At 71.9% G+C, this 12741-nt stretch carries 11 protein-coding genes; 5 read left to right on the forward strand and 6 right to left on the reverse strand.

The window, feature by feature from the left end; all coding sequences use genetic code 11:
- The first annotated feature begins 8 nt into the window (after window positions 1–8).
- From OG956_RS02005 to OG956_RS02020, 4 genes are all read left to right on the forward strand, one after another.
- Window positions 9–599 carry a TetR/AcrR family transcriptional regulator gene (locus tag OG956_RS02005; protein ID WP_330336169.1) on the forward strand — a complete coding sequence of 197 codons (591 nt, stop codon included), beginning with the start codon at window positions 9–11 and terminating at the stop codon, window positions 597–599.
- A 74-nt stretch (window positions 600–673) separates the two neighbouring features.
- The gene (locus tag OG956_RS02010; protein WP_330336170.1) at window positions 674–1066 is read left to right on the forward strand and encodes a DUF2267 domain-containing protein; all 393 of its coding nucleotides are present in this window, start codon (window positions 674–676) and stop codon (window positions 1064–1066) included.
- A 71-nt stretch (window positions 1067–1137) separates the two neighbouring features.
- The gene (locus OG956_RS02015) at window positions 1138–1743 is read left to right on the forward strand and encodes a YdeI/OmpD-associated family protein (RefSeq protein WP_330336171.1); all 606 of its coding nucleotides are present in this window, start codon (window positions 1138–1140) and stop codon (window positions 1741–1743) included.
- Window positions 1744–2023: 280 nt separating this feature from the next.
- Window positions 2024–2500, forward strand: a complete 477-nt coding sequence (locus tag OG956_RS02020) for a GreA/GreB family elongation factor (RefSeq protein WP_330336172.1) — start codon at window positions 2024–2026, stop codon at window positions 2498–2500.
- Between the two features lie 11 nt (window positions 2501–2511).
- Here the strand turns inward: OG956_RS02020 and OG956_RS02025 are convergent, their stop codons facing one another.
- On the reverse strand, window positions 2512–5016 hold the full coding sequence (locus OG956_RS02025) for an ATP-dependent Clp protease ATP-binding subunit (protein ID WP_330336173.1): 2505 nt from the start codon (window positions 5014–5016) through the stop codon (window positions 2512–2514).
- A 217-nt stretch (window positions 5017–5233) separates the two neighbouring features.
- Here OG956_RS02025 and OG956_RS02030 point away from each other — a divergent pair, with 217 nt between their 5' ends.
- Window positions 5234–6160, forward strand: coding sequence for a LysR family transcriptional regulator (locus OG956_RS02030; protein ID WP_330336174.1), 927 nt, complete (start codon window positions 5234–5236; stop codon window positions 6158–6160).
- Window positions 6161–6187: 27 nt separating this feature from the next.
- Here the strand turns inward: OG956_RS02030 and fdhD are convergent, their stop codons facing one another.
- The 5 genes from fdhD to OG956_RS02055 form a co-directional block, all read right to left on the reverse strand.
- The gene (fdhD, locus tag OG956_RS02035) at window positions 6188–7024 is read right to left on the reverse strand and encodes a formate dehydrogenase accessory sulfurtransferase FdhD (protein WP_330336175.1); all 837 of its coding nucleotides are present in this window, start codon (window positions 7022–7024) and stop codon (window positions 6188–6190) included.
- Between the two features lie 37 nt (window positions 7025–7061).
- Entirely contained in the window at window positions 7062–9362 is a 2301-nt protein-coding gene (locus OG956_RS02040; protein WP_330336176.1) for an FdhF/YdeP family oxidoreductase, read from the reverse strand.
- A gap of 287 nt (window positions 9363–9649) precedes the next feature.
- Window positions 9650–10012, reverse strand: a complete 363-nt coding sequence (locus tag OG956_RS02045; RefSeq protein WP_330336177.1) for an NUDIX hydrolase — start codon at window positions 10010–10012, stop codon at window positions 9650–9652.
- A 132-nt stretch (window positions 10013–10144) separates the two neighbouring features.
- Window positions 10145–11026 carry a diacylglycerol kinase family protein gene (locus tag OG956_RS02050; protein ID WP_330336178.1) on the reverse strand — a complete coding sequence of 294 codons (882 nt, stop codon included), beginning with the start codon at window positions 11024–11026 and terminating at the stop codon, window positions 10145–10147.
- Between the two features lie 89 nt (window positions 11027–11115).
- A complete protein-coding gene (locus OG956_RS02055) occupies window positions 11116–12708 on the reverse strand; it encodes an FAD-binding oxidoreductase (RefSeq protein ID WP_330336179.1) in 1593 nt (530 codons plus the stop codon).
- Window positions 12709–12741: the final 33 nt, after the last annotated feature.

Genomic DNA, 12741 nt, shown 5'->3' on the forward strand with positions numbered 1-12741 from the left:
TCAGTCGGGTGACCAACTCAGTGGATCGGCGCGCCCAGGCGTCGCAGAAGCGCCGGCGGCTCACGGCCGCGGCGGCGCGGGTTCTGCACGAGCAGGGGGTCGAACGCACCACCCTCGCCGACATCGCCCGCGAGGCCGACGTCCCGGTCGGGAACGTCTACTACTACTTCAAGACCAAGGACGAGCTGGTCCGGGCCGCGCTCGCCGAGCACAGCGCACACCTGGACGAACTCACCGACCATCTGGAGCAGTTGGACGATCCGCGGGACCGGCTGAAGGGGCTGGTCGACGCCTGGGTCGACCAGCGCGACGTCGCCGCGCGCCACGGCTGCCCCACCGGCACCCTGGCCGTCGAACTCGACAAGCGCGCCGACGGTGTCCTCGACGCCGAGGCAGGGGCGGTGATCCGGCGGCTGCTGGACTGGGCCGGACGCCAGTTCCGCGAGCTGGGCGCCCCGGACCCGGACGGTCTGGCCCTCACCCTCGTCTGCGCCTACCAGGGCATGTCACTCCTGGCCAACGCCCTGCGCGACCCGGACGTCATGACCCGCGAAGGAGCCCGCCTGCTGCGCTGGCTCGACTCCGTCGGGACCCCGTGAGGACGACATGAGCCGTGCATCCTCCGGCGGGCTGGGTACTGGGAGCGGGAGGCCCCGACACGGAGGTTGCGGTGATGAGGTACGACGAGTTCCTCGCCCGCGTGCGCGAGCGCGGCGAGTACCACAGCCAGGCGGAGGCGGCCGAGGTCACGGAGGCCGTCCTGAGCGTGCTGGCGGAGCGGATCAGTCCCGGGGAGATCGACGACCTCGCCTCCCAGCTGCCCGGACCGCTGGGTCCCGGCCTGGCCGAGGCGAAGCATGAGCGGCCGGAGAGCTTCGGTATCGAGGAGTTCCACCGGCGGGTCGCCGAACGGATCGGAGGCAGGCCGCGTACGGCCCAGTGGGACTCGGGCGCGGTCCTGAGCACCGTCGCCGACAGCGTCAGCGGAGGCGAACTGAACCAGGTCATCAGCCAGCTCCCGTCCAGCTACGCAGCCCTGTTCGGCAAGCCGGAGCTGGCCGACTGAAACACCGCCTCCCCGGCACCCGCCCCCCACCTGATTGACCGGGCACCGGGGGCGGGGTTTTGATGTGGCGCATGCCGGATGACGCGCAGACGGGCGGAGCAGCGAGCGGGGCCGATCCGGTCCTGGCCTTTCCCACGCGGGAGGCGTGGGAGAAGTGGCTGGAGGAGCACCACGCCGACGTACGGGGTGTGTGGCTGAAGATCCCGAAGAAGGACTCCGGGATCGACGGTGTCGACTACGCCGGGGCGCTGGAGTCGGCGCTGTGCTTCGGCTGGATCGACGGGCAGAAGAAGAAGCTGGACGAGCGGCACTGGCTGCAGCGCTTCACCCCGCGCAGGCCGCGCAGCAAGTGGTCGCGGGTGAACCGGCAGAAGGCCACCGAGCTCATGGAGGCGGGCCGGATGCGGCCCGCCGGCCTGCGGGAAGTGGAGAAGGCCAAGGCGGACGGCCGCTGGGAGGCGGCGTACGAGGCGCAGAGCACGGCGGCGGTTCCGGAGGATCTGCGCGCCGCCCTGGACGCCGTGCCGGAGGCGCGGGACTTCTTCGCCACCCTGGACAGCCGCAACCGGTACTCGATCCTCTACCGGATCCAGGACGCCAAGCGGCCGCAGACCCGGACCGCACGCATCGAGAAGTTCGTCGCCATGCTCGCCGCACGGGAGAAGCTGTATCCCTGAGCGGCACACTCAGCACTGAGGGCGTTTGCCGTGGTTGGCGGCGTGGTTGCGGCGGGACTTCTTCTTCCGGCGTCGCTTCGAGGACATGGAAACCTCCTGGACGGGGAGGGAGAGCAGCGCGGAGGACAACTGCAAATACCGTATATCCGGATGTGGTGAACCTCCACCGCAGCCTCCACCCGCCCGCAGGCGTCAGGGAGCACGACCGCGGATCCCCGTTGGTACGATGCGAAAAATGCCCGTCTCATCAAGATTCCTCCCCTGAATCAGAGGAGCCGGAATGACCGGTGACCCGCAGCCGATCAGTGCCGCTGCCCGCAGCGCGCTGGAGCAAGAGCTGGCCGACCTGCGCGACGAGCGCCGGCTCGTCGCAGGAACCCTGCGGGACCGGACGGACGTGGGCGACCAGGCGGACCAGGCCGAGCAGTTGCAGCGCGCCACTCAGCTGGATCGCCTGGACCGCCGTATCGAGGCCATCACCGACCGGCTGCGCCAGGCCGACGTGGCCGGGCCCGCCCCCACCGACGTGGTCGGGGTGGGCAGCACGGTCACCGTCCGCTTCCCGGACGGCTCGGTGGAGACGGTCCAGATCGGCGAGCTCGCCGAGGCCATGGACCAGACCCTGGTCACCTCCGGCAGCCCGCTCGGCCGTGCCCTGCTCGGACACCGCGCCGGTGACTCGGTCAGCTTCGACACACCGGACGGCCCGTCGAGCGCGGTCGTGGTGGCGATCGGGGAGCAGAACCAGGACGGATGAACGGCGCGGGGTCAGCCCTCCTCGGGGGAGCCCTCGCTCCTGCGGACCCTGCAGTGCAGTGAGTCGTGTTCGACGTCGGCGACGATGGTGTCGCCGGGTTCGGCCTCCCCGCTGAGCAGCAGCATGGCGATCCGGTTGTCGAGTTCCGCCTGGATGGTGCGGCGCAGCGGACGGGCGCCGAACTCCGGCTGGTGGCCGTGGGCGATGAGCAGCTTCTTGGCCGCCTCGGTCACCTCCAGGCGCATCCCCTGGGCGTGGACGCGGCGTCTGCTCTGGTCGAGCAGATGGTCCACGATCTTCCCGAGGTCCTCCTCGGTCAGGCCGTGGAAGATGATGATGTCGTCGATCCGGTTGAGGAACTCCGGCAGGAACCTGGTCCGCAGGTCCTCCATCAGCACGTCCTTCAGTTCCGACACATCACCCTTGTGGTCCAGGATCCGGTGTGCGCCGATGTTGGACGTCATGATGATCACGCAGTGCCGGAAGTCGACGGTGCGCCCCTGCGCGTCGGTCAGCCGGCCGTCGTCCAGGATCTGCAGCAGAGTGTTGAACACATCCGGATGCGCCTTCTCCACCTCGTCGAACAGCACGACGCTGTACGGCTGGCGGCGTACCTTCTCCGTCAGCTGGCCGGCTTCCTCGTAGCCCACGTATCCGGGAGGGGCGCCGACGAGGCGGGCGACGGTGTGCTTCTCCTGGAACTCGCTCATGTCGAAGCGGATCATGCGGTCCTCCTCGCCGAACAGCAGCTCGGCGAGGGTCTTGGCGAGTTCGGTCTTGCCGACGCCGGTCGGGCCGAGGAAGAGGAAGGAGCCCACCGGCCGGTTCGGGTCGCCCATGCCGGCCCGGTTGCGCCGTACCGCCTGCGACACCGCGGTGACGGCCTCGTCCTGGCCGACGATCCGGGCGTGCATCTCCTCCTCGAGCCTGAGCAGCTTCTCCTTCTCGCTCGCGGTGAGCTGGGAGACCGGGATCTTCGTACGGCGCGAGACGACGTCGGCGATGTCCGCCGCCGTCACCGACACGACGCCCTCGCGGCGTTCCTCGATGCCCGCGAGTTCGCCCTCCGCCTCGGCGATCTGCCGCTTCAGTTCCGACGCCTTCTCGAAGTCCTCGACGGAGACGGCCTGTTCGAGTTCGCGGCGGAGTTTCGCGATCCGGTCCTCGCGGCTGACCACCTCCGTGGACCGGCCCGCGCTGCGCAGCCGTACCCGCGCACCGGCCTGGTCCAGCACGTCGATCGCCTTGTCGGGCAGGAACCGGTCGGTGATGTAGCGGTCGGACAGCTCCGCCGCCGCCACCAACGCGGCGTCGTCGAAACGGACTTGATGGTGCGCCTCGTAGGAGTCCCGCAGCCCCTCCAGGATCTGCACCGTTTCCTCCACCGTCGGCTCCGGCACCATCACCGGCTGGAACCTGCGCTCGAGGGCCGCGTCCTTCTCCACGTACTTGCGGTACTCGTCGATCGTGGTGGCGCCCACGACGCGGAGCTCACCGCGGGCGAGGGCGGGCTTGAGCATGTTGCCCGCGTCCATCGACCCCTCCCCCGTCGCCCCCGCGCCCACCACGGTGTGCAACTCGTCGATGAAGAGGATGATCCGGCCCTGGGCCGCCTGGACGTCCTCGATGACCTTCTTCAGCCGCTCCTCGAACTGCCCCCGGTACTGCGCTCCCGCGACCATCCCGGACAGGTCCAGGGCCACGACCCTCTTGTCCTTGAGGGTGTCGGGCACCTCCCCGGCCACGATCCGCTGCGCCAGGCCCTCCACGATCGCCGTCTTGCCGACGCCCGGCTCGCCGATCAGCACCGGGTTGTTCTTCGAGCGCCGGGAGAGGATCTCGACGGTCTGCTCGATCTCCTCGCTCCTTCCCACCACCGGGTCCAGCTTCCCCGCCCTGGCCTCCTCCGTCAGGTCCCGGCCGTACTCGTCCAGCGTCGTCGCCGGCGCCTTCTTCCGTTCGGCGGAAGTGCCGTTGCCGTGGGCGGCCTGGTCGGTCAGGTCCGACAGTTTCCGTGTGTCGCGGCCCTCGGCGCGCAGCAGCTTGGCGGCGCCCGTGTCGCTGTCGCCGAGCAGGGCGCCGAGGATGTGCTCGGGGCCGATGTACGACACACCGGCGGCCTGCGACCGGGCGAACGCGGCCTGGAGGGTGCGCTTGGCGGCGGGGGTGAGACCCGGCTGCGAGGAGGGCTCGCCGGACTCCCGGGGAAGGATCCCGGCGATCTCGTCCGCGAGCCTGTCGGGGTCGACGCCCACCTGCGCGAGCAGCCGCCGGGACGGTTCGACCTGGGTAGACGCCCACAGCAGGTGTTCCGTGTCCAGGTCGGAGGTGCCGTCCTCGACGGCCCGCCGCGCGGCCAGGTTGAGCAGTTCCTGCGAGGACTCCGTCAGCAGCCGGCCGATGGGCACCCGCTGCACCGCCGGAGGCGACGACGCCGGTGACATCCCGAAGAACCGGTTGAACAACTCGCTGAAGGGATCCGACGAACCGAACGGTGCACCGAAAGACATCGACATGACAGCTCCTGGGCGCGGGGGCAGGCCGGTGATCCGCGGGGATCGTTGTTCCGGGGTCCGTACTCACTGAACCCCGGCGGGCACGGCGCCGCAAACGGAGGACAGGAGTCGACGTCGCGGTGACGTCGTGCTACGGCGGGACACGGGCGGTCGGGCTGCCGGGTGGTCCTGCGGTCCGGAACTGGCGTTGCGGGACACCGTCGGGTAGACCCGTGCCGTGCTCTTTCGTCAGCTGGAATACCTCGTCGCACTCTCCCGGGAGCGCCACTTCGCCCGTGCCGCCCAGGCCTGCTACGTCTCCCAGCCCGCCCTGTCGGAGGCGCTGCGCAAGCTGGAGGAGGAACTCGACGTACCGCTGGTGCGCCGCGGCCGCAAGTTCGAGGGCCTCACCCCCGAGGGTGAGCGCATCGTCGTGTGGGCGCAGCGGATCCTCGCCGACCGCGACGCCCTCAAGGACGAGGTGGACGTCCTGCGCAGCGGCCTGAGCGGCAGGATGCGGATCGGTACGGTGCCGACCGCGTCCGGTGCCGTGGCGGAGCTGACCGGCCCGTTCTGCGCGGCGCATCCGCTGGTCACGGTGGAGGTCACGGCGGACATGCAGTCCGTGGACATCCTGCGGCAGCTGCAGAACTTCGAGCTCGACGCCGGGGTCACCTATCTGCGTGAGGACGTGGCGGAGGGCTTCCACACGGTGCCGCTCTACCAGGAGCGGTACGTCCTGCTGCTGACGGCCGCCGACGGGCTGGCCCGGCGTACGACCGCGACCTGGGCGGAGGCGTCGCGGCTGCCGCTGTGCATGCTGACCCCGGCGATGCAGGGCCGCCGCGTGCTGGACGAGTTCTTCGCGCAGGCCGGGACCCGGCCCTCGCCGCGGCTGGAGACGGACTCCGTGGCGGCGCTGTTCGCCCATGTGCGCACGGGGCGGTGGGCGGCCGTCGTGCCGCAGGCCTGGCTCCATGTGTTCGGCGTCCCGCACGGCATGCGCACCGTGCCGCTGGTCGAGCCCGAGGCGTCGGTCCCCGTGGGTCTGGTGATCGCCGCCCGGGAGCCGGGGTCGGTGATGGCCAGGGCGCTGACGGACATCGCCCGCACCACGGACGTGGCCTCCGCCCTGGAACGCGTGCCCGGCGATCCGGGGCGGTAGGGGACGCGGGATGGGTTCAGAGGGACGTCAGCATACCGGCCGCGGCCGCAGCCGTGCCTGGCCGGCGTACACGTTCATCGATGTGCCCCGCAGAAAGCCGACCAGGGTCAGCCCGCTGTCGGCGGCCAGGTCCACGGCCAGCGAGGAGGGGGCCGAGACGGCGGCCAGCAGCGGGATCCCGGCGAGTACCGCCTTCTGCACCAGCTCGAAGGAGGCACGCCCGCTGACCATCAGCACCGTGCCGCGCAGGGGCAGCAGACCGGACCGCAGGGCGTGACCGACGACCTTGTCCACGGCGTTGTGCCGGCCCACGTCCTCGCGCAGGCACAGCAGCTCGCCGTCGGCCGTGAACAGTCCGGCCGCGTGCAGGCCTCCGGTGCTGTCGAAGACCTTCTGTGCCGCGCGGAGCCGCTCGGGCAGACGGGCCAGCAGCTCCGGGCCCACCGTCAGCGGGTCCTCGGCCACGGACCACGCGGAGGCCATGCGGACCGCGTCCAGGCCGGCCTTGCCGCACAGGCCGCAGGAGGAAGTGGTGTAGAAGTTGCGTTCCAGTGAGGCGGTGGGCAGGGCCACGCCGGGGGCCAGGGCGACGTCCACCACGTTGTAGGTGTTGCCGCCGTCCGCCGTGGCGCCGGCGCAGTAGCGGATCGCGGTGATGTCGCCGGCGCCGTGGACGACGCCCTCGCCGGCGAGGAAGCCGGCCGCGAGGTCGAAGTCGTCGCCCGGGGTGCGCATGGTCACGGTGAGGGGGCGCCCGCCGACGCGTATCTCCATCGGTTCCTCGGCGGCCAGGGTGTCCGGCCGGCCCGAGGGCACTCCGTCGCGGATCCGCAGCACCCTCCGGCGCACCGTCACGCGTCCCATGTCCTGGTCCTCTCCGCCCTCCGTGCGTCCTGGTGTCTCAGCCGGCCCGGCCGGCGGCCCGGGCGGGCTCCAGACGGATCAACACGCCCTTGGAGGTGGGGGTGTTGCTGATGTCCGCGACGCTGTCCAGCGGTACGAGGACGTTGGTCTCGGGGTAGTAGGCGGCCGCCGAGCCGCGGCTCGCGGGGTAGGCGACGACACGGAAGTCCTCCGCCCGGCGTTCCCGCCCGTCGTGCCAGACGGTCACCAGGTCCACCCGGTCTCGGTCGGCGAACCCGAGGGCGGCCAGGTCGTCGGGGTTGACGAGCACGACCCGGCGGGCGTTGCGGATGCCGCGGTAGCGGTCGTCCATGGCGTACGGGACGGTGTTCCACTGGTCGTGGGAGCGCAGTGTCTGCAGCAGCAGATGACCCTCGGGGATGTGCGGCATGGTGAACTCGTTGACGGTGAAGACGGCCTTGCCGCTCGGGGTGCGGAAGACACGCCGGTTGACCGGGTTGGGCAGCCGGAAGCCGCCGGGCCTGGACACCCGGGCGTTGAAGTCCTCGAAGCCCGGTACGACGCGGGAGATGCGGTCGCGGACGGCGCCGTAGTCCGCCTCGAACTCCTCCCAGGGGATGTCCGGTGTCTGCCCGAGCGTCCGGCGGGCCAGCCGGCTGATGACGGCGACCTCGCTGAGCAGGTGCGGGGAGGCCGGCTCCAGGCGTCCGCGGGAGGCGTGCACCTCGCTCATGGAGTCCTCGACGGTGACGAACTGCTCGCCGGACGCCTGGATGTCACGGTCGCTGCGGCCGAGCGTGGGCAGGATGAGGGCGATGTCGCCGCAGACCGTGTGGGAGCGGTTGAGCTTGGTGGAGATGTGCGCGGTGAGCCGGCACCGCCGCATCGCCTCCTCGGTGACATGGCTGTCGGGGGTGGCCCGGACGAAGTTGCCGGCGACGCCGAGGAACACCTTCGCCCTGCCGTCGCGCATGGCCCGGATGCCGTCGACCGAGTCCAGTCCGTGCCGCGCGGGCGGGGTGAAGCCGAACTCGCGGCCCAGGGCGTCGAGGAAGCTCTGGGGCATGCGCTCCCAGATGCCCATGGTCCGGTCGCCCTGGACGTTGCTGTGGCCGCGCACGGGGCACACCCCCGCGCCCGGCCGGCCGATGTTGCCGCGCAGCAGCAGGAAGTTGACGACTTCGCGGATGGTGGGGACGCCGTGCTTGTGCTGGGTGAGGCCCATCGCCCAGCACACGATGATCTTCCTGCTCTCCAGCACCCGGTCGTGGACGCGCTCGATCTCCTCGCGGGTCAGCCCGGTCGCGGTGAGGATGTCGTCCCAGGGGACCTTCCGGGCGTGGTCGGCGAAGTCGGTGAAGCCGGTGGTGTGGGCGCCGATGAAGGCGTGGTCGAGCACGGTGCCCGGGCGTTCGTCCTCGGCCTCCAGCAGCAGCCGGTTGAGGGCCTGGAAGAGGGCCAGGTCGCCGCCGGGGCGGATCTGCAGGAACTGGTCGGCTATCGCGGTGCCCCGGCCGAGCACTCCGCGTGCCTTCTGCGGGTGCTTGAAGCGGATGAGTCCGGCCTCCGGCAGCGGGTTCACGGCGATGACCCCGCCGCCGTTGCGCTTGGTCTCCTCCAGCGCGGTGAGCATGCGCGGATGGTTGGTGCCCGGGTTCTGTCCGACGACGAAGACGAGGTCGGCGGTGTGGAGGTCGTCGAGCGAGACGCTGCCCTTGCCGATGCCGAGCGTCTCCGTCAGCGCGGAACCGCTGGACTCGTGGCACATGTTGGAGCAGTCCGGCAGGTTGTTGGTGCCGTAGGCGCGGGCGAAGAGCTGCAGCAGGAAGGCGGCCTCGTTGTTCAGCCGGCCGGAGGTGTAGAAGAGGGCCTCGTCCGGGGAGTCGAGGCGGCGGAGTTCTCCGGCGAGCACGTCGAACGCCTCGTCCCAGCCGACGGGTTCGTAGTGGCCGGCGCCGGGCCGCTTGATCATGGGCTCGGTCAGCCGGCCCTGCTGGTTGAGCCAGTAGTCCGACTTCGCGCCGAGTTCGGCGATCGAGTGCCGGCGGAAGAACTCGGCGGTCACCCGTCGCGAGGTGGCTTCGTCGCTGATGTGCTTCGCGCCGTTCTCGCAGTATTCGTTGCGGTGCCGCTGGTCCGGTGCCGGCTCCGGCCAGGCGCATCCCGGGCAGTCGAACCCGTTGGCCTGGTTGATGTTCAGCAGGGTCAGCGCGGTCCGTCGTACGGTCGTCTGCCCCAGCGCGTACTCCAGCGCGTGCGTCACCGCCGGGACGCCGGTCGCCCAGCGCTTGGGCGGGGTGACGGTCAGCTCGTCGCCGGGGTCCTCGATACCGCTCATGTTCCGGTGCGCCTCTTTCTCCCGTGACCACTGCGGGGCAGCATCCGCCCCTTTCCCAGCGCACGTCAAAGCGGCTTTTTCGATGAGGTGATAGGCGTCGGTTATCAGATGGGGCGCCGCTTGTCGGCGAACGAGCGGGCGCTCTTCGAGGTCCCTCGGACGACTCCTCGACGATGACCGGCGGTTGCCGGGAATGCGCGACGGCCGGACGCGCCGAAGGCGGCCACTGGGCGGACGGCCGCCCGGTTGCCCGGCGCACCCGTCGGCGGAGCGCCGGCCGGTGCCCCTCACACGGGTGTGTGTCCCTGCAGGTACTGGTGGACGGCTGCCGGGAGTGTCACGCCGGCGGTCTCGGGTATCGGTGCCCAGCGCACCCGGTCCGGCGCGAGGCTCGCCCCGTCCGACGGGGTCTCGCTGAGCAGCTGGCACACCACCGCCGGGGCGCCGTCCTGCGGGGTCAGCGCCTCGGTGCCGTCGACGAGGTACCCGGTGAGTTCGTAGACGACGCGTGCCGCGGTGGCGGCGGGCGACTCGGCGGGCTCGGGCGTGCCGGACGGCAGTGCCCAGCCGCCGCCGTCGTCCACGAGCAGCAGCCGTCCGTCGTACAGCACGACCGCCTGCACCGCGCCTGCGGCGGGTTCCAGCGTCATGACCGACCAACCCCTCCCCCGGCGCACTCGGCCGGGTGCCCCTCCCCTACCCACGGCCGGCCGGTCCTGCACCGACGCGGTGTCACTTCCCGGGGTGAGCTGCCTCGTTGGTCCGCTGGTTCATGGGCGTGGTCAGTACAGCATCGGCAGGTCCGCGGGCCGTACCCGTGCCGTGACCGGCAGGGTGGCGTCGACCTCGCCGTCGGCGCCGTAGGGGACGGGTCTGTTCGCCTCGATGCGCAGGTCCCTGCCGCGCAGCACACGCACCTCGGGGCGGTGCACATGGCCGCCGGTCTTCAGTTCGTTCATGAGGGTGAAGAACAGCCTGCGCGGCGCCTCGCGGATCATCACCACGTCCAGCAGTCCGTCGTCGACCCGCGCGTCGGGGGCGATGAGCCGGCCGGAGCCGTAGTAGGGGGAGTTGGCGGCGACCACGGTGTAGCCGCGGTGGGTGTGCTCCTCGCCGTCGACGGTGACGCGGTAGTCGGCCGGCCGCCAGGCGGCGACGGCGCGCAGGCCGCCCGCGTAGTAGGAGGCGGAGCCGCGCAGCAGCCGGGCGTGGTTGGCGTACCGGTTGGCCACGGCGTCCACGCCGGCGTAGACGCTGCCCAGGACCACGGTGGGCGGGCGGCCGGCCGACTCCACCTCGATGGTGTCGACCGGCCGGGGCTCGGCGTGCAGCAGGATGCCGGCGAGTGCGGTGGGGTCGGCGGGCAGGTTCAGGGCGCGGGCGAAGTCGTTGCCGCGTCCGGCGGGCACCAGGCCGAGGACGGTTCCGGTGCCGCTGAGCGCGCCGCCGATGCCGCCGGCGATGCCGTCGCCGCCGACGGCCAGCACGATCCGGCCGCGCTCTCCGGCGCGGCGGGCGATGTCCTGGGCGTGCGCGAGGCTGTGGCTGTACTCCGTCTCCAGCTCGGCTCCGGCCTCGCGCAGCAGCCGGGCCAGGTGCAGCAGGGTCGCCGCCCCGGTGGAGCCGCCCGCGGTGGGGTTGACGACGGCGGTGAACTGGCGCATCGGTGTGCCTCCGAAGCAGGCGGATCGGGTGGGTCGGCCGGGCCTGGCGGGCCGGCGTACGGCGGTGCTGCCGGTCGTACGGCGCGGGGTCAGTCGGCGGGGAGCAGGACGCCGGGGTTGAGCAGGCCCTCGGGGTCCAGGCGGCGCTTGACGGCCCGCAGCGCCGAGATGCCGAGCGGTCCGGCCTCGCGGACGTACCAGTCGCGGTGGTCGGTGCCGACTCCGTGGTGGTGGGAGATGGTGCCGCCGGCCGCGAGCACGGCCTCGTTGGCCGCGTGCTTGGCGGGCGTCCAGTGGGCCACCGGGTCCTCGCCCTGGGCGCTGACGACCGTGAAGTACAGCGAGGCGCCGTTCTCGTACACGTGGGAGATGTGGCACATCACCAGGGGCGGGGTGCCGGCCTGGGTGAGGGTGTCGGTGAGCGCCGTGCGCACGGCCCTGTACAGCTCGGGGACGCGCGACCAGAAGGCGGCGGTCTCCAGGGTTTCCGCGAAGGCGCCGACGTCGAGCAGGGCGTCGCGCAGGTACGGCGCCGAGTAGCGGCCGTGCGCCCAGCGTTCGCCGGGTTCGGCGCCGAGGAGGGTGCCGCCGCAGGCGGTGAGGACGGCCGCCCCCTGTGCGCGGCGCTGTGCGGTGTCCTCGGGTGTGCCCTCGTAGCCGGTGATGGCCAGGCAGCCGGCGCCGCTCTGGGACAGGTCGCCGCCGATGGCGTCGGGCTGGGTGAGGCCGATCAGGGTCTCGGTCTCGTCGGACAGGCGCAGCACGGTCGGCCGGGGGCCGTCCTGGGTGAGCCTGCGCAGCGCGGCGGCGCCCTCTTCGAAGGAGGCGAACCGCCAGCCCTCGTAGATCCGTGTCTGCGGCAGCGGGCGGATCCGTACGGTGACCGAGGTGATGACGCCGAAGGCGCCCTCGGAGCCGAGGATGAGCTGCCGCAGGTCGGGTCCTGCGGCGGAACGCGGGGCGCGGCCGGTCTCGAGGGTGCCCTCGGGGGTGGCGAGGGTCAGGCCGAGGACCATCTCGTCGAAGCGGCCGTATCCGGCGGACGCCTGGCCGCTGGAGCGGGCCGCGGCGAAGCCGCCGATGGTGGCCCACTCGAAGGACTGCGGGAAGTGGCCGAGGGTGAAGCCGTGTCCGGCGAGGAGCGCCTCGGCCTCCGGGGCGCGCAGTCCGGGCTGGAGCACGGCGGTGCGCGAGACGGGGTCCAGGTCGAGCAGGCCGTTCATACGGCGCAGGTCCAGGGCGATGAACACGCTGCGTTTCGGGGCGAGTCCGCCGACGACCGAGGTGCCGCCGCCGAAGGGGACGACGGCGAGGCCGTGCGCGGCGCAGGTGCGCAGGACGGCGAGGACCTCGTCGTGGGAGCCGGGCAGGACCACGGCCTGCGGCACGTCGGAGAAGTCCCCGCCGCGGATGCGCAGCAGGTCCGGGGTGGACTTGCCGCGGGTGTGGCGGACGCGGCTCTCGGTGTCGGTGCGGACGTGGTCCTCGCCGCCCACGGCTTCGGCGAGCGCCGCGAGCGCGTCGGGGCGGGCCGCGGGGGCGGGCAGGTCGATGTCCTCGAGGCGGAGGGCGGGGGTGCTGCGGGGCTTGACGCCGAGCAGGTCGCGCAGCAGTCCGGTCACCGCCTCGGGCAGGGGCGCCGCCTTGGCCGGGTCGCCCCAGCCGTTCCACAGCATGTCCATTGAACGGTCGTCCTCACGGTTCGGTGTGCTCGG

The sequence above is a fragment of the Streptomyces sp. NBC_00557 genome (assembly GCF_036345995.1).
Lineage (GTDB): Bacteria > Actinomycetota > Actinomycetes > Streptomycetales > Streptomycetaceae > Streptomyces.